The organism is Dethiosulfovibrio faecalis (assembly GCF_021568795.1).
Taxonomy (GTDB): domain Bacteria; phylum Synergistota; class Synergistia; order Synergistales; family Dethiosulfovibrionaceae; genus Dethiosulfovibrio; species Dethiosulfovibrio faecalis.
Map to the genome: position 1 here is coordinate 1 of NZ_JAKGUE010000005.1, position 17,560 is coordinate 17,560.

The following is a 17,560-nucleotide window of genomic DNA, read 5'->3' on the forward strand; positions in this document are numbered from 1 at the left end:
AGGACTCAACAAGCAGGAAGATAGAAAAGGTAGTCTTTTTTGAGGAATCTCGAGAGATGAAGACGATGTAACATAAGGACCAATGAGTTTATTATACTCCTATTTGTCGATAGAATCACCTACTTTTTAACACCGCTACTATTGCTCCGATACCAAAAGAACAGTATACTCATAATGTATCCTCAAAATGGATTCCTTTGTGGATTCTAAAAAGCTTGACATCACAGAGGGCGTATGGGGATCGATCATCTCGGCAGAGAGAAAATGGAGGGAAGAAAAAATGAAAAGAACCTTTGCGCTGGCATTGCTGGGCACCCTTATCGTAACTATCCTGTCTACCGCGGTATCGGCGAATCCTAAAAACGGGGGAATCCTCAGATGGAGGATAATAAACGACCCACCGTCGCTAGACCCGGTAACATCCAACATAACCACAGCCACGAGGGGAACCAATCTCTATCTAGAGACACTGGTCAAGACGAGTCCTTCCGGTAAGGAGATACTCCCCTGCCTCGCCGAAAACTGGGAGGTCGACGACGACTCCAGGGTATGGACCTTCCACCTCAGAAAGGGAGTGCTCTTTCACGATAACGTACTGGGAGAACCTACTCTCAACGGAGGCAGAGAGATGACCGCCGAGGACGTAAAATATTCCTTCGAGCGTTTGGTAAAGATGAAATCTGCCAGGGTCTTCTTCGCAGACAAGATAAAGGGCTACCAGGAGCTCAGCGATGGCAAGGTCTCCGAGTGGGCCGGAGTGGAGGTCCTGGACGACTACACCGTTCGGTTTACGTTGGACGAGCCTTTCGCGCCGTTTCTGGCGGTACTGACCTATCCGTCCTTCGGGGTGATTCCTCGAGAGGACGCCGAAAAATGGGGCAAGAATTTCACGTTTCATCCCGTAGGGACCGGCCCCTTCGTCCTCCAGGAATGGAAACACGACAGCGTCGCCTCTTTCCGTAAAAACCCGAATTACTGGGACAAGGACGATAGGGGAGTGAAGCTGCCATACCTGGACGGAGTCGATCTCATGGTCATACCGGACAACGGCGTAGCCTATCTGGAGTTCAAAAAGGGCAATATAGACGTCCTTCCGGACATACCGGACGAGTACTATCAGGAACTCAAGGACGGCTTCGGCCCCTCCTTCCAGGAGCGCCCGGGGCTCAACACCTATTACTACGGCATGAGCCAGTCTGGCGAGCCGTTCATGGACAACCTCAAACTCCGTCAGGCTCTCAACTACGGGGTGAACAGAGAGGGCATAAACGAGCTGGTCCTCAACGGCAGATACCAACCGGCCAAAGGAGTGCTACCTCCTGGAATGCCGGGATACAACGACAATCTGAAGGGCTACGAGTACGACCCGGAAAAGGCTAAACAACTCCTCTCGGAGGCAGGTTATGCGAAAGGTTTGGAGCTTACGCTGTACTTCAACAACAACCCCAGACACCGCTCCATAGCGGAGGCCATGCAGGCCCAACTCGGAGAACTGGGAATAAAGATCAAGCTGTCCTCCTCCGAGGTAGGGGCTCATTACGACGCGGTTAGGCGAGGAGATTTCAAGTTCTTCCGGGCCGGTTGGGCCGGAGACTACGCCGATCCGGACAACTTTCTCTACACCCTGTTCTGTTCCGACAACTTCGGCCCCAAGGGCAACTACTGCCGATATAAAAACGACGACGTCGACCGCTGGCTGAAAGAGGCCAGAAGAGAGACCGACCCCGACAAACGTTGGGAGCTCTACGGAAAGGCGGAGCAGCAAATAGTGGACGACGCGGTCTGGATGTTCCTCTTCTACCAGACCACCAGCCTTGTCACCCGCCCCGACGTCCAGGGGGTAGAGCTGGCATTTTTGGGAGATTACATGACCGAACTGACCGAGGTCTGGCGGGACAGATAGGGGCTCGGGTAGGAGAATCGATCCAGAACTACAAGACGATCGGGAGGCCGCATCCTGCGGCCTCCCGATCTCTAAGTTTATTAAAATAGACCAAAAGAAAGGAATGATGAACTATGAAAAAGGGAAACATGTCGCCTGAGGACCTGCTGGAGTTTCGCTTTCTATCCGGTCCGTCCATCTCTCCCGACGGAAGATCGATCTGCTACTCGGTCCACAAGGCTGACCTGGAGAAAAACCGCTACGATTCGAAGCTGTGGCTACATATCCTGAACTCCGGAGAAAATCGCCCTCTGACGGGATCCGGACGGGAAAAGTGTTTCTGCTGGAACAACGACGGCGAGGAGATCGTCTTCGCCAGCGACAGGAAAGACCCAGAAAAGGGAACCACCGACCTGTACGCCATAGCTCCAGGGGGAGGGGAAGCCCAGCCTATCGGATCCCTGCAGTTCACGATCTCGTCCATCGTCCACCTTGGAGGGAACCGCTATCTCCTGTCGGGAGAGGCTCCCAGGGAATCGGAAAAGCTGGCGGAAGCGGACTACATGGTCTTCGAGCAGGTGCCTTTCTGCTCCAACGGCAGGGGGTACACCGCCCAAAAGAGAACGGCTCTGTACCTCTACGAAAGGGGTGGCAAAGCCAGAAAGCTGACCCCCGACACGCTGGACGTGGATCGCTACAGGCTCTCACCGGACAAGACCAAGGTACTGATAACCGGGCCGGATTTCATCGACGTAAGGCCCATAAAAAGCGGCCTCAGGGAGCTGGACCTTGAAACGGGGGTGATCGTCGAGCTTATCCCCGACGGGACCTTCGCCTGCAAGTGCGCCGACTATCTGGATGGAGCCGTGGTGCTCACGGGGTCGAAACTCGACAGGCACGGCATAAACGAGAACGTCACCTTCCACGTGCTCAAAGACGGCGTCCCAAGTGAGATCACACCCGGACTCGACAGAGGACTCAGAAACTCCATAGGCTGCGACTGCCGTTACGGAACCTCCGATCTCAACCTGGCCTTCTTCGTGGACGGCGGCAAGATCTGGTTCGTCTCCACCGACGGAATCGAGTCGCATCTGCACTCTCTGGACCTGTCGGGAAAGATCGTTCAGGAGACCGTAAAACTCTCCTCCGTGGACGATTACCACGTAAGTGGTGGAAAGGCCGCCGTGATCGGCCTCAAAGGGCTCTCCCTCCAGGACCTCTACATAGTGGAGAACGGAGAGGAGCGAAGGGTCTCGGACTTCAACGGATGGACTACGTCCGACAGGAAGCTGTCCGTTCCCGAACCTCTTACAAGCAGCTCCGACCCGAACTGGCCCATCGACGGTTGGGTGATGAAACCCACGGATTACAGGGAAGGCGAGAGGTATCCCGCCATAATCCACATCCACGGGGGCCCCAAGACGACCTTCGGCGAGGTGTATTTTCACGAGATGCAGCTCTGGGCCGCCAGAGGCTACGTGGTGGCCTTCTGCAACCCCAGGGGAAGCGACGGAAAGGGCAACGACTTCGACGACATCAGGGGCAAATACGGCACGGTGGACTACGACGACATAATGGCCTTCACGGACGAGGTGGAAAAGCTGCCATTCGTGGACGAAAACCGCATGGGGGTTACCGGAGGGTCCTACGGAGGCTATATGACCAACTGGATAATAGGCCATACCGATCGATTCAAGGCCGCGGTATCCCAGAGGAGCATCTCCAACTGGATCTCCAAGGCCGGGATCTCCGACATAGGATATTATTTCGTCCCGGACCAGCAGGACGCCGACATATGGGACGACGTCGAGAAACTCTGGTGGCACTCCCCTTTGAAATACGCGGACCGCGCGACGACGCCTACTTTATTCATCCACTCCGACGAGGACTATCGGTGCGAGCTGTCCCAGGGGCTTCAGATGTTCACCGCCCTTAAGCGCCACGGGGTGGACAGCAAAATATGCGTCTTCAAGGGAGAGAACCACGAGCTAAGTCGAGGGGGGAAACCACGAGAGAGACTGGCCCGTCTGGAGGAGATCTCCCGTTGGTTCGATAGATATCTCAAGGGCTAGAGAAACGATCGGAGGAAGAGCGATATCGCTCTCCCTCCGATTTATCACAGAGATGGATCAGGGAAGTATGGCAAAACAACGGGCGGGGAAACCCGAGCCGTCCTTGAGCTTCGGGAAAGCCGCTATTATCAAAGCCCCTGTAGGTGGCACCTTATCCAGGTTCGCCATCAACTCTATCTGATAGCGATCCTGAGCCAGCACGTAATGCTCGCAGACCATGTTACCGTTGGAGGAATCGACGCCGCAGTCGGTATCGGCGGTCTCGTGTCCCGATGCAGTCACTCCCCTCTCCTCGTAGAGGAACTTGAGGGAATCCAGACTGTACCCGGGATAATGGGCAATGCCCTTCTCGTCCTTGTTGTCCATGGCATCGCAGTCGAGCCAGCGCTTGGACCAGTCGGTCCTGAGGGCGAAAAAGCAGCCCTCCGGGACCCTGCCGTAGGAGTCCTCCCAGGCGAGTATATCCTCCCTGGAGAGACATCTGTCCGGATTTTCCGAGACATCCCGAGAGAGGTCCAGGACGACCAGAGGCAGAAACATCTCCTTCACGTCGATCTGATCCACCGTCCTTCCTCCCGGGACAAAGTGTCTCGGAGAATCGACATGGGTTCCCCATTGGCCCACCAAAGTCATCTTCTCCACCCAGAAACCGTCGTTTTCCACCGTGTAGAGGTCTCGCCTCTCCATATCGTGAAGGGCGGGGTAGTGGGGAATTCCGGGACAAAAGGAGTGGGTGAGGTCGACGAAAGTCCTGCCCTTCAGCTCGCGGTAAAGCTCCATCAAATCCATTACAGACACCTCCTATCGGTCATCCGGACCTTAGGGATCACACCTTGAACTGATCCAGATGCCTTCTCAGCTGCTCCATACCCTCCAAAAGGACCTCTGTCTGAGAGACCACCGATTCGAAAGCGTCCTTGGCCTCCTCGGTAACCCCTCCGATGTCGCCCAGACGCTCGACTATCTCGGAGGTCCCCTTCGCTATGCTGTCCACGGCGTTGGCCATCTCCGTACTGGACATGGACTGAGCCTTGCTCAGCTCTGAGACCTCGTTCATGACGCCATCCACCGCCTCGATCTCCTTCATGCTGGAGGCTAGATCGTTCCTGAGCCTATCGGCCCTATCCACCACCTCACCCAGGATCTCCTCCTCCTCGACCGTTCCCTGGATGGATTCCTTGGCGTAGACCGACAGGGTCTCTATCAGTGAGGATATCTCCTGCGCCGCGGAGTTGGACTCCTCGGCAAGCTTGCGGACCTCCTCGGCGACAACGGCGAAACCCTTTCCGGCGTCTCCCGCCCTAGCGGCCTCGATAGCGGCGTTGAGGGCCAACAGGTTGGTCTGATCGGCTATACCGGTTATGGCCCCCACAAAGCCGGTTATGGACTCCACAGCGTTCTCCAGAGAGGACATTTTTTTTCTGTTCTCCTGGGATTTAACGCTTACGCCGTTTATGTCCTGCACCACCTGCTCCATCTGATTCGATACACCTTCGGTAAACTTATAGGTCTTGGACGAAGCTTCCACTCCCCGTTCCGAGGCCTTCGCCACGGATTCGGCTGTGGCGGCCATCTCCTCTACCCCGGCGTTGGACTCCTCCACGGCGGCGGCGTTGGTCTGAGAGAGCCCCATAATCTCCTCCATCGAGGATTTCACCGTATCTATCGTGCCGAGAGAGCTCTGCGATCTCTCCGCCAAGACGTGGGAATCCTCCCCGAGCCTTCGAGCTATGGACATCATGTCGACCACGAGAGCCGAAAGCTTGTCCATAAACTGGTTCAACGATCCGCAGAGCCTGCCGACCTCGTCGGAGGTCTTTATGTCCATACGGACCGTGAGGTCTCCCTCTCCCTCGCCGAGATCCCTGACTACCTCGGTCATCTTACGAAGAGGCGAGGCGACCCTTAAAAGGACGAAAACGTTCAATGCCAACACGGCGGACAACAGCACTATCGATATGGTTACGGTTCTGTTCCTTATGGCCCTCTCGGTCTCGGAGGCCTGCCGGTTGAACTCGGCTATCAGGTGATCTCTGGTCTCCTCGCTGCCCTTTCTGAGATCTCCCAGATAGGACAGATCGAGACCGACCTCCACGGAGCCGATGACCTCTTCCTCGTGGACGATGTCTGCCTTGAAGGGGGAAAAGCCGTCACCCTCGGGCTTCTCTCCCGCCGCAACCGCACCGCCGTCGTCGTAGATCACTGCATAGGCGACGTTGGGGACCTCCAACATCCCGGCGGCGTAATCCGACAGTGACTCCTCGTTGAAATTCCACAGAGGGGCGGCGGATATCCAGGCCAGATAGCTCGACATGGCCTTACCGTAGTCCTCGGCTCCCTTGGCGTTCATGGCGTTCTTATTCTCTATGTCCTCGTTCAACATACGTTCAGCCACGGAACCGACGGAAAGGGACATATTCTCCACACCTCTGATGGCAACGAAGGCCAGGGCCCCTATCGACAATATTAAACTGAATGCCGTCAGGACCCCCAATTTGGAAACGATGCTACGAGACAAATAAAGCCCTCCTTTTCACTCTCATCTAGGAAAAAAAACAATCCCATACAAGCTATATATGTCAGTATATATCGAATCCATCAAAAAAACCAAAAACTATTTAGGGGGATTACAACGGGAACATGGAGAATATCCCAGGGATTTAGCCTTATCCAAAGACATCGGCTCGCCCTTACCCTTCAGATACGAGCATCCCTTGGAGTGATACTTTTTACCCGTCGCCGTCACGTACACGATCTGTTCCTTTTTCTCTAAGTCTTCGACGTCTTTCGTCGAGGATGGGCTTCCATCCCAGTTCAGGTCCAAAAGCACCATATCGTGATCGGGACTCTGGCTTCTCTTAGTAGACCTGGCGGGGATCGACGTCTCCACCTCGATTATCCTCCACGAGTCGGACATCTCTATTCCGCGGTAGCCGATGTAATCCAGACGGCTCTTTCTATCGTCGTAGCTGTAGCTCCCCTTCGGCAGAGAGAGAAGTGGAAAGTTCGTTCCCTTTGGATCGTCCACGTTGTAATCACCTAGGATGAAGACCGCCCCCTTGAGAGAGCCGACTATCCCGTTTATACCGTCGATCTGAGCCCCTCTCTTGAAATCGTTGTAACGCTTCGCCCTGTCCTGATCTTCCTTGCCCCTGGTACTCTGGCTCTTGAGATGGACGTTGACCATGTGGAACCGCCTGTCTCCCTCGATATCGAGAAAGAGCCCCACCATTGGAGGCCTGTCGTGGAGACGATAGCTTTTTCCCTCGAACCGGAAGGACCCGTTGGCGCCGTAAACAACGGGGCCGTCCAAGATCCGAATCCTGTCCTTACGCCATAGAAAATAGAGGTCCTGTCTGCCTCCGGTGTCGTTGCCCGAATAAGCCCATCCGGGCAGGAATTTGGTGACGAAAAACCTCATGGTAGCGTCGCCCTCTATCTCCTGCAGGGCCAACAGGTCTACATCGCTCTCCTCTATTAGCCGAGCCAGATAGCTACAGTCCTCCGGCGAATATGCCTTTTTTCCCGACACGTTGAAATACTCGATGTTGAAGGTCCCTATGACCAAAGCGGAGGCCTGAGCCGCCCATATGACCGCCAAAAGCGCCCCCAAAATCACCTTTTTCGTAAACCTTCTCATAAAAAAACTCCCTTCTACTACAGACATTACCGAGGTTCGTGAAGATAAGCATACCAAAAAGCAAATAGGGCGGGGATAAATCCCCGCCCTATTTGCTTTTTGCGATAACCCAGAGGATCCCTACACAGCCAGACGTTTTTCGATCGATTTAGCCATCCATGAAACCAATCTGGTCAAGACAAAGTAGATGATAGCTACAGAAAGGTATACCTCAAAGGGACGAAACGTTCTCGTATATATCAATTGTCCCATCCTCGCTATCTCCGTTATGGCTAAAACCGACACGAGAGAGGAATCCTTGAGCAACGAAGAAAACGAATTCACAAGGGAGGGGATAGAGACCCTGAAGGCCTGAGGCAATATCACGAATCTAAGAGCCTGTAGGGTCCCTAAGCCTAAAACCTTACAGGCTTCTTCCTGACCTGACGATACAGACATAAGCCCTCCCCTTACTATCTCAGAGATATAAGCTCCTCCATTTAACCCTAACCCTACGAAAGCGGCTCCCAAGCGAGGCAAAGATATACCGAGACTCGGAAGACCGTAATATATAAAAAACAACTGTATAAGAAGTGGAGTCCCCCTGAAAAACTCTACGTAGAGAGATAACAGCCATTCAAACGGTCCTGGACGCCAACGGAGAACTCCTACAACTACGCCGACCATAAAAGCCAGTGCATAAGAGACAAGAGAGACATAAACAGTAACGCAAAGAGCGTTAAGAAGAGCTGGGCCATTTGACCATATAAGGCCTAATTGAAAACCGCCCACAACATATTCTCAGATCAATCTACGGACAACCATCTATCTACCAAAGCCTGCCACTTTCCATTGGAACGCAAAGAAGCTAGAGCTTTATTCATTTGAGCGGTAAGATCGTCGGACCCTTTAGGCATGACTGCCACTATCTCCGCAGCGTCACCTACAGGAGCGACCACTCGATAAGACGGATCTTCGTTAATACGTTCCACGGCATAAGCCAAGCCGACTATAACGGCATCTATGCGGCTATTTTTAAGGTCCAAAAAAGCCTCGGGATTATAGTTGTAATACATCTTTTCCTTTAGACCATCCAATTTATCCAAGACCTGCATAGCACCAGATCCCTGTTGAGCTCCAACGACCATACCCTTAAGATCTTCTTCGGAGGAGAATCTGTCGTCGTCCGCCCTGACGACTATAACATCTCTTAACTCGTAATACACATCCGAAAAAGAAACGTTTTTACCTCTTCCTTCAGATTTGGACATACAGGTCATGAGAACATCATAGTCACCTTTAAATAAACCACCTATCAGCCCTTGCCATTCACCATCGACAAATTTAACGGAAACTCCCATCTCTTCGGCAAGAGCTTTTCCTAAGTCGACGTCGAACCCCTCGAACTCTCCGGACTTTTCGTTTCTTGACTCAAACGGAGGATAGGCCGCACAAAAACCGACCAACAAGCAACCTCTATCCTCGACTTTTTTCCATGAATCATCGGCACCAAAAGCGACAGATCCGAAAGCAATAAACGTTATAGCCATCAAAGCACAAATAGATTTTTTTACCAAAATTAACCCTCCCTTGAATTCAAACCCAACTTTAGCTCTATAGAGTTCCAAAAGAGCTCCTCCGGATTTTCCTCGTCCACCGCCGCAAAAGGTAAAGCGATATCTCTTTCTTTGAACATATCCGACAATACCTTCATGAAAACCCCTTGTCCCGAACCCATTCTGCCTGACTCTACGCTTCGGGCAACGGCATCCCCTCCTCCGATCATGCCTCCGGTGTAACCGTAACAGGTGCAGTCGACCCCGCAGCTCGGACTTCCGTCCACCCCCACAACGCCTAGAACCGACACTCCGTTGGCTAGATCGTCCTCGACCTGATCTACCACCTGTTCCAACAGCCATCTACTGTGACGACGATAGGCCGGTATATCGTACTGTTCGACGGTCATTCCCCATCGCCTAGCTCCGGCGAAGGTGGCCTCGGGACATGGAAGCTGAAAGATCCCTATCCCCGACTTTATCAACGGAAGGACCAGAGGCTCCAGAGCTCCGGGATATAGCCCGTAGCCATCGACTTTAGCGTTTACGTTCAAAAGGCAATGAGATATAAGTACATAGCGCCGAGATCTGTTCACAGGCACCCCTCCAATCAGGCATCTTGATTATAACAAAAAAGACGCCTTTATCTGCACGGGAAGACGGCTTTTCCGAAAAGATATCCACTAGTACAATGGGAACCGAAAGGAATGGTGGTCATGAAGGGAAAGATACTGACGATGCTCAAGAAAAGACAAGGCGACTTCGTCTCGGGGCAGTCCATCTGCGACAGTTTGGGGGTAAGCAGGACGGCGATATGGAAGCACGTCAATCAACTTAAAGAGGACGGCTACCGGATCGAGTCCGTGCCTAGAAAGGGATACAGAATTGTCTCGTCTCCCGATATCCTGACCTCGGAGGAGATCGTTCCTCTTCTATACACCGACTTCATAGGCAGAAACGTGATAAACCACCGCGAGGTGGAGTCGACGAACTTGACCGCCAAGGAGGAGGGGAGATCGGGCTGTCCGAACGGCACGGTCGTTACGACGGAGCATCAGACCGGAGGAAGAGGAAGGAGCGGCAGAAGCTGGAGCTCCTCTCCCGGCGAGGCCGTTCAGATGTCCATCGTGCTCAGACCGGGAACCCCTCCGGCAACGGCGCCGCCGATAACCCAGATAGGGGCGGCCGCCGTCGCAGTGACCCTGGAGGCTATGGGATTCGCTCCCAAGGTAAAGTGGCCCAACGACGTCCTTATATCCGGTAAAAAGGTATGTGGCATACTGACCGAGATGACCTGCGAGCTGGACAGAATAGACTTCATAGTGATGGGAATAGGCATAAACGTCAACGTAAAAGCCTTTCCGAAGCCGGTGGACGAGGTGGCGACATCGCTTCTGTTGGAAGGGGGCAGGTCTCTCGACCGAAGAAAAATCTCCGCTGAGGTTCTGAACCGTTTCGAGCCTCTCTACCGAGGATACCTGGAAGGAAACGGGGATGCCTATCTTGAGATATGCCGCAGGCTTTCCTGGCTCGAAGGCAAGGAGATATCCTTCGAGAAAGACGGAATCACCGTGACAGCTACGGCAGGAGACATCGACGAAGATGGAAGACTGGAGGTCCATTTTCCGGATGGACGCAGCGAAAAGCTTCTGTCCGGAGAGGTGCATCTAGGATCCGTTTAAAACGGATAAAATCGGGAGAGGAGGAAAAAAACCTCCTCTCCCGATCGCATCAGGAAATAGAGTTTCTGGCCGATACGACCTCCTGGGAGGACAAAACGCTCTCGGGAGACAGGACCAAGACCATCCTCTCGCCCTCTACGTCCGTTCTGGCCACCTGGGACACGAAGTCCCTGGCCCTTCCCAGCTCCTTCATGGAAAGAGGGGGCTCGCTCATGTGGGACAGGGGGACCTCCATCACTCCGGTGACATCGTCGACCATGAAACCGAGAAAGGAGTCGTCCAGCTCGACCACCAAGATCCTGCCGTCCTCCTCGGAGCCCTCGCTGGGGTTAAGGCCCAGTCTCTTGCAGAGGCTCACGACAGGTATGACGTCCCCTCGAAGGTCCAACACTCCCTCCACGAAATCCGGCATACCGGGGACCTCGGACAGGTTGCCAACCCGATTGATCTCCTTGATCCTGGTTATCGGAAGACCGAAAGGCTGGCCGCTGACCTTGAAGACCACCAGGGTCTCCGAGCCTCCGCCGTCCTCCTTATCCGCAACGGCCCTGTCGTCCTCCGAGGCCATCTCCCTCAGCCTCTCACGATCCACCAGACCGTCCTTATCCAATATGGTCACGATATCATCGTCGTGATGGACGATGGCGCTCACCGTCTGCCTGTTCGAATCGCCTCTGACCACGGAAGGGGGCTCGCTGACCTCCGACATGGGGACCTCCAACACCTCTTTTATCGCGTCCGCGACGAATCCTAGCCGGAAGTCCCCGTAATCCGCCACGAGGATCTTACCCTTCTCCTGGTCCAGCTCCCCGCCTCGGTGAAGCCTTTCCCTCAGGTTGACCACAGGAAGGATATTGCCCCTTACCTGGAGTACTCCCTCGACGAAAGGAGGCGCATCGGGAACCGACACCGGAGGCTGGTACCGAAGGATCTCCCTGACCTCCTCCAGGCGAAAACCATAGTTATCCCCGTCTAGATCGAAGGTCACTATTCTCATCGTTTCGTATTTACTCTGAGAGTCCATGTGATCGTCGTTGTTTTCAGCGGCTATGCGCTTCAACATCTCCCTGTCCACCGACAGTATGTCCGCCGCGTCGAGAAGAACCACAAGACGGTCTTCGTGTCTGACCACTCCCTTGACGGCACTCCTGTCCAATCCGGCACCTTCATTCCCCTCCGGTTCGGAGAGGTCGCCGAGATCCAGCTCTGCGACCTGCGACGCCGAATCCACCATGACCCCTGCGGTAAGACCGTCCAGGACCAGAATAAGGACCTCGGAGCGATCGACCTTATCTTCGCTGCTTCCCAATCGTATCGCCAGATCGACCACCGGAATAACGTCACCTCGAAGATTGATTATCCCTCTGACGTGTTTCGACGCCATGGGCAAAGGGGTAATCTCAGGGCGGGAAATTATCTCCTTGACGTTCTCCAACGGCAGAGCAAAATAACGCCCGTCGAGGACGAACTCGATACAGCTGTTTTTAGCCATCATCTCACTTACCTCCCTCCACAGATTCAAATCCACTCTCAAAAAGACTACATATAACACCCCGAATGGGTCATTCTACGACAGCGACACCGGGTCTTTCCGCTCAATCTATCGGAAAACCGGAGAAGAAAGACAACATAAACTTGCCTAAGGCACCGTTTTTGTTTAAAGTGTCGGAGGCTGCCTACACGATCTCTCGGAAAAGAGCTGTTATTCATGAAATTGCGATCCCAATCTCTATCGGTGATAGTCATAGCCACGACAGCCCTGCTGTTCATGGCAACATTGCTGGTGGGGACCATCCAGATGGCTCGCTTCCGGAAACTGGAGGTACAGCAGCTGGAGGACCTCTCGACACATATGACCTCCGCCGCCGAAAAGATGCTGGAAGCCCAGCTTCGTCTGAACGAGGATTGGTCCTGGTGGGACGCAACCTACGACTTCGCTCGAGACGAAGACCTCTCTTATATAGATGAAAACATCCCCCCCGAATCTCTATGGGACAACGGACTAGCCTTGATAGCGGTCTTCGGCGAGGACGGTATGCCGATCTGGACCGCTCTTAGAGGCGAAGAGCGGCCGACCGTCGTAACCATCCCCAACCCTATAATACATTCTATTCGAGAAATTCTCACGGGTCAGATTCAATATGAAAACTGTAGCCTATCCGGGTACGGAGCACTGCCCATACTCGGGATAACCGCCGTCACGGCGTCTCCTATTCTCCACAACGACTGTTCCGGGCCGTCGGCGGGATGGATGGTCATGGCATCGATCCCGGATAAAAGCTGGTTCACCCCTTCGAGAGAGACGACGGAGGTAAGGCTGATCCCGGAGGACGGCATACCAGGGAGGTCGTTCCCGGAAAACATCTTCCAGGATCGGGTGTACCTGACGGTCGACCTACCAGAGATAAAAGGCCTTACCCCCGTAAAGATGGTCGTCGACCGCCCGTCTCATCTGGTGCACGCCGGTGAAAGCCTCCTTCTTTGGTGTATATTGGCCTTAGTCGTATCCAGTCTTATCGTGGGGTCCGGAACGTTGTTATGGCTGGACCGAAAATTCTTCAAGAGGCTCGAGTCCCTGGAGAAACAGGCAGCCAGGGATACCCCTCTTTTGTTGGACGACTATCAAGACGACGAAATAGGGACGCTTTGCCGGGCCTTCAATAACCTTCTCAGGACCAGAAAGAGAGAGTCTCTCGAGGATGTCCTGACCGGTCTCGAAAACCGAAGAGCACTGGAGGAAAAACTCACCGGCGCCCTCGACAAATCCCTACCGGAAAAACTTCAGGTGGGACTGATAATGATAGACCTCAACGGCTTCAAGGCCATAAACGACAGGTTCGGACATTCCGTGGGAGACCGATTGCTGAAAGAGGTCAGTCTTCGGTTTTTATCGGTCATGGACGGAAGGAACTCCATCGCCCGAATAGGAGGGGACGAATTCTCCGCCGTAGTGGTAGGACAAGACGATATATTTTCGAACACCATGGCACAGAGCAAGAGAATCCTGAACTCGCTGAGAGAGCCCTTCGCCATGGAGGACTCCTCCCTCCTTGTGTCGGCCAGTTTAGGGATCGCTTTTTATCCTAAAGATGGCGAGACCCCCGATTCTCTCTTTCGATCCGCCGACTCCGCCATGTACAGGGCCAAGAGAAAAAGTCTGGGCATCGCGGTGTACGACGAAAAAGAGGACGGAGTCGACGAAGAGGGAATGAAGCTCGACAAAAACATCCGAGAGGCAATGGAAAAGGACGCCTTCCACCCCCACTACCTACCGGAATTCCACATACAGAGGGACAAAGACCTCAGGGCTATAAAGGTCGTCCCCAGATGTGACGAACTAGAAGGGCTACCCTACATGGAAAGAGCGGAAAACACGGGAATAGCCACACAGATCGACCTGGCGGTTCTCAGAAGAGCCATGAAGGAAAAGCCTATGACACCTCTGACCATGGATCTTTCTTCCTGGCATCTCTGGAACGGCGGCCTCTCGCTCTGCCTCTCCGGGATGCTTAAAGACGAGGGCAGAGACCCGTCGTCTTTGGAGCTGTCTATCGACGACGCTCTTCTGACCAAGGACGTAGAAAGACTGATCTCCCTGTTGGACGAGCTATCCTCTATCGGGGTTTCTCTGGCCATAAGAAACTTCGGCAAACACTACATCCCGATCGACGTGCTGAAGAAGTTGCCGCTTAAATCGCTGAAGATCTACCCGGAGATGACGAAAAGAGACCGAACGGAGGAAGAGCTGTCCTATTTCGCCCTGAAAACCATGATCGGCCTGGGTGAAAAGCTGAGTCTGGACACTGTAGCGACGGGGATAGACACGGAGGAACAGCTGGATTTCGTCAGAAAAGCCGGGGCGTCCGCCGCGGCAGGAACCGCTCTAGGCTAGTGATAGGCGTTCTTGACAGGGAAAGATGAGATGTTATAGTTAGTAAAGGATAAAATCATACCAAGGGAGGCGGAATTATGGCAGGGTATTTCGAACCCTATGAAGCGCTTGACGACAAAACCAGAGAGATCTCTCGTGCTATCAGCAGCCTGAGAGAGGAACTGGAAGCTGTTGACTACTACAACCAGAGGGTGGCGACGTCCACCGACGCTCAACTGAAGGCCATAATGGCCCATAACAGAGACGAGGAAATAGAACACGCCTGTATGACCATCGAGTGGCTGCGCCGCAACATGGACAAATGGGACGCTGAACTGAGAGATTACCTCTTCACCGAAGCCGAGATACTCTCTCTGGAGGACGGCGGGGACGCCGATTCCAGTGGAACATCGGCCGGAGGATCGGACCTCGGCCTCGGCAAGCTTAGCTGACGAATAAGGAGGAACAGACATGGACCTTTTGAGAAGATCTTTGGCTCCTATCACTCAGGAAGCCTGGGACGCTATAGACGAACAGGCAAGGGACGTCCTCAAGGGCTGCCTCTCGGCCAGAAGGGTCGTTGACGTCAAGGGTCCCTTCGGCTGGGATTACCACGGCTGGCCTATGGGGAGATTGGACGTCTCCGATTCCCCTTTCGTGGAGGGAGCAAGCCATGGAGTAAGGAGAATTCAGCCTCTGGTAGAGGTCAGGGTTCCCTTCTCCATGAGCCGCTGGGATCTGGACGATATCAGCAGAGGCAGCGAGACCACCGATATGGGGCCCCTTGAGGAAGCGGCCAGAAAGATCGCCCTCTTCGAGGAGAAGGCGATCTACACCGGAATGGACTCCGGCTGCATACTGGGGATGGAGAACTCCTCCGAAAACGGAGCTGTAAAGGTATCCTCCGACGACGACGGAGCCATACAGGCCATCGCCGACGCCGTAATGACCCTGAAAGCCAGCTCGGTAGAGGGACCGTACGTCCTCATCGCCCAAAAGGAACTGTGGAAGAGGATAGCCACCCTCTCCAAGGGATATCCCCTCAGGAAAAGGATAGAATCCATGGTGGACGAAGTCGTGTTGTCCCCCATGGTGGATCGTTCCTTCGTCATCTCCAAGAGAGGCGGAGACATGGACCTGGTTCTGGGGCAGGATCTCTCCATAGGCTACTCCGGATCCTCCAACGGAATGGTGGAGCTGTTCCTCACCGAATCCTTCACCTTCTTCGTTCCCGGACCGGAGGCAATCGTACCTCTGAGTCTGTAATAACGGAAAAACGGCATAGCCGACGGGGAGGAAGCGATATCGCTTCCTCCCCGTTTTTTCGCTACCCGCGGTAGACGGGCCGTCCGTCCATAAAGGCCGTACTAACCCAAGAGAAACTCCAGGCAGGTTCTGACCCCGAAGGCGGTGGCCCCCTTACCGTAGCAGTCGAAGGCCTTCTCGTAGAAGTCCACCCCGGCTATGTCCATGTGAGCCCAGGGTATCTCGGAGCTCACGAACTCCCTGAGGAACATACCGGCCGTGATCATGCCGCCACCGGGGCCGCCGGAGTTAAGGACATCCGCGACGGGAGAATCTATCTGCTCCCTTAGTTTCTCGTCGTCCATTGCGAAACGATGGAACCTCTCCCCCGACTTCAGGGAAGCCGACAACAACTCACTGCTCAGATCGTCGAAGTCGCAGACGAGACCTGCGGTGTAGTTCCCGAGGGCAGTCACGGCGGCGCCGGTGAGGGTCGCCATGTCGATTATGGCATCCACCTCCAGCTCGGAGGCGAAGGATAGACTGTCCGCCAAGGTTACCCTGCCCTCGGCGTCGGTGTTGACTATCTCTATAGTCTTACCGTTTCTGGCCCTAACTATATCGTCCGGACGGTAGGAGGCCCCGTCGGGCATGTTCTCCGCCGCCCCCACTATTCCGTGGACCTCGACGTCCGGCGTAAGCCGGCCGACCGCTTCCATTATCGCCAGGACGTTGCAACCTCCGGTCTTGTCGCATTTCATCGTCCTGATGCCGGTCCGGCCTTTTATACAGAGGCCACCGCTGTCGAAGGTTATTCCCTTGCCCACCAAGGCCACCTTTCGACGAGGCTTTCCCGCGGGACGATAGACCATGTGGATAAAGCAAGGCTTGTTCTCCGAACCTTTCCCAACGTGCCACAGGGCCGACATCCTTTCCTCCTGGAGGCGATCTTCGTCCCAGATATCGCACTCCATACCGTATTTTTCCGCAATTCTCACGGCCTCGTCGGCCATCGTCTCCGGGATAACGTCGTTTCCGGGACGATTTGCCAGATCTCTCGAGGCGGCCTGGGCCTCGCCTAGGACGATTCCCCTGTCGAGTCCAGCTCTCTGTCCGTCCTTGAGGTACAGGGTATCGACCGATACGGAACGCTCCTCTTCCTTGGGGGAACGGAAACGGTCGAAACGATAGTTCCCCAAAACGGCTCCTTCCGCCACGGCGGAGCTGATCGCCTCGTCGGGAGTTATCGGAAGGACGAAGGCCAACTCGGAGATTCCAATGGCCCCGACCTTCCTCACGACATCGGACACCGCGTTTCTGTAGTTCCCAAGACCGCATTCATCCCTCTTCCCCAGGCCGACGAGGAAGAGATCCCTTACCTCTCCATCCAGGGGATAACGAAAGAACTCGCCCTTTTTACCCTTGCCATCGAAATGGGCCATAGCCCTGGTCGGAGCTCCATCCAACACGTCCTCCGAGACTCCATCGTCAAAAAACAAAACCGCCACCGCCCTAACGGCGGGGAGTTCACCGCTGAAAACCTCTATATCCATCGGTATCACCTCCGAAAAAATGTATCCGTTAACGAGTATAACACCCAAAATCCAAAAGAGAGGTCCCCCCCAAAGGAGGA

The 17,560-nt window shown here is 54.3% G+C and carries 14 protein-coding genes; 6 read left to right on the plus strand and 8 right to left on the minus strand.

Translation table 11 applies throughout. The features are described 5' to 3' along the window. Window positions 1-280: 280 nt before the first annotated feature. The gene (locus L2W58_RS05495; protein WP_236102230.1) at window positions 281-1,903 is read left to right on the plus strand and encodes an ABC transporter substrate-binding protein; all 1,623 of its coding nucleotides are present in this window, start codon (window positions 281-283) and stop codon (window positions 1,901-1,903) included. 113 nt (window positions 1,904-2,016) lie between these two features. Beyond that, on the plus strand, window positions 2,017-3,954 hold the full coding sequence (locus L2W58_RS05500) for a S9 family peptidase (protein ID WP_236102232.1): 1,938 nt from the start codon (window positions 2,017-2,019) through the stop codon (window positions 3,952-3,954). A 57-nt stretch (window positions 3,955-4,011) separates the two neighbouring features. Here L2W58_RS05500 and L2W58_RS05505 read toward each other — a convergent pair whose 3' ends face one another. The 6 genes from L2W58_RS05505 to L2W58_RS05530 form a co-directional block, all read right to left on the minus strand. Continuing rightward, window positions 4,012-4,743, minus strand: coding sequence for a cyclase family protein (locus L2W58_RS05505; RefSeq protein WP_236102234.1), 732 nt, complete (start codon window positions 4,741-4,743; stop codon window positions 4,012-4,014). Between the two features lie 37 nt (window positions 4,744-4,780). Further along, window positions 4,781-6,472, minus strand: coding sequence for a methyl-accepting chemotaxis protein (locus L2W58_RS05510; RefSeq protein ID WP_236102235.1), 1,692 nt, complete (start codon window positions 6,470-6,472; stop codon window positions 4,781-4,783). Between the two features lie 96 nt (window positions 6,473-6,568). Then, window positions 6,569-7,594, minus strand: a complete 1,026-nt coding sequence (locus L2W58_RS05515) for an endonuclease/exonuclease/phosphatase family protein (protein ID WP_236102237.1) — start codon at window positions 7,592-7,594, stop codon at window positions 6,569-6,571. Between the two features lie 120 nt (window positions 7,595-7,714). Continuing rightward, window positions 7,715-8,365, minus strand: coding sequence for an amino acid ABC transporter permease (locus tag L2W58_RS05520; RefSeq protein ID WP_236102239.1), 651 nt, complete (start codon window positions 8,363-8,365; stop codon window positions 7,715-7,717). 14 nt (window positions 8,366-8,379) lie between these two features. Beyond that, the gene (locus tag L2W58_RS05525; RefSeq protein WP_236102241.1) at window positions 8,380-9,201 is read right to left on the minus strand and encodes a substrate-binding periplasmic protein; all 822 of its coding nucleotides are present in this window, start codon (window positions 9,199-9,201) and stop codon (window positions 8,380-8,382) included. Beyond that, window positions 9,153-9,725 carry a CD3072 family TudS-related putative desulfidase gene (locus tag L2W58_RS05530; RefSeq protein ID WP_236102243.1) on the minus strand — a complete coding sequence of 191 codons (573 nt, stop codon included), beginning with the start codon at window positions 9,723-9,725 and terminating at the stop codon, window positions 9,153-9,155. The genes L2W58_RS05525 and L2W58_RS05530 overlap by 49 nt, the downstream gene beginning before the upstream one ends. A gap of 120 nt (window positions 9,726-9,845) precedes the next feature. Between L2W58_RS05530 and L2W58_RS05535 the strand changes: the two genes are divergently transcribed. Next, entirely contained in the window at window positions 9,846-10,811 is a 966-nt protein-coding gene (locus tag L2W58_RS05535; RefSeq protein ID WP_236102245.1) for a biotin--[acetyl-CoA-carboxylase] ligase, read from the plus strand. A gap of 49 nt (window positions 10,812-10,860) precedes the next feature. Here L2W58_RS05535 and L2W58_RS05540 read toward each other — a convergent pair whose 3' ends face one another. Continuing rightward, window positions 10,861-12,303: a chemotaxis protein CheW gene (locus L2W58_RS05540; RefSeq protein ID WP_236102247.1), complete on the minus strand. Its 1,443-nt coding sequence runs from the start codon at window positions 12,301-12,303 to the stop codon at window positions 10,861-10,863. A 216-nt stretch (window positions 12,304-12,519) separates the two neighbouring features. Here L2W58_RS05540 and L2W58_RS05545 point away from each other — a divergent pair, with 216 nt between their 5' ends. The 3 genes from L2W58_RS05545 to L2W58_RS05555 all read left to right on the plus strand — a co-directional run bounded on the left by L2W58_RS05545 (window position 12,520) and on the right by L2W58_RS05555 (window position 15,948). Continuing rightward, window positions 12,520-14,703, plus strand: a complete 2,184-nt coding sequence (locus L2W58_RS05545; RefSeq protein ID WP_236102249.1) for a sensor domain-containing diguanylate cyclase — start codon at window positions 12,520-12,522, stop codon at window positions 14,701-14,703. Between the two features lie 77 nt (window positions 14,704-14,780). Beyond that, entirely contained in the window at window positions 14,781-15,134 is a 354-nt protein-coding gene (locus L2W58_RS05550; RefSeq protein WP_236102251.1) for an encapsulin-associated ferritin-like protein, read from the plus strand. A gap of 19 nt (window positions 15,135-15,153) precedes the next feature. Further along, a complete protein-coding gene (locus L2W58_RS05555; RefSeq protein WP_236102253.1) occupies window positions 15,154-15,948 on the plus strand; it encodes a family 1 encapsulin nanocompartment shell protein in 795 nt (264 codons plus the stop codon). A 101-nt stretch (window positions 15,949-16,049) separates the two neighbouring features. On the opposite strand, the gene L2W58_RS05560 is transcribed toward L2W58_RS05555, so the two are convergent. Then, a complete protein-coding gene (locus L2W58_RS05560; protein WP_236102254.1) occupies window positions 16,050-17,480 on the minus strand; it encodes a leucyl aminopeptidase family protein in 1,431 nt (476 codons plus the stop codon). Between the last annotated feature and the right edge of the window lie 80 nt (window positions 17,481-17,560).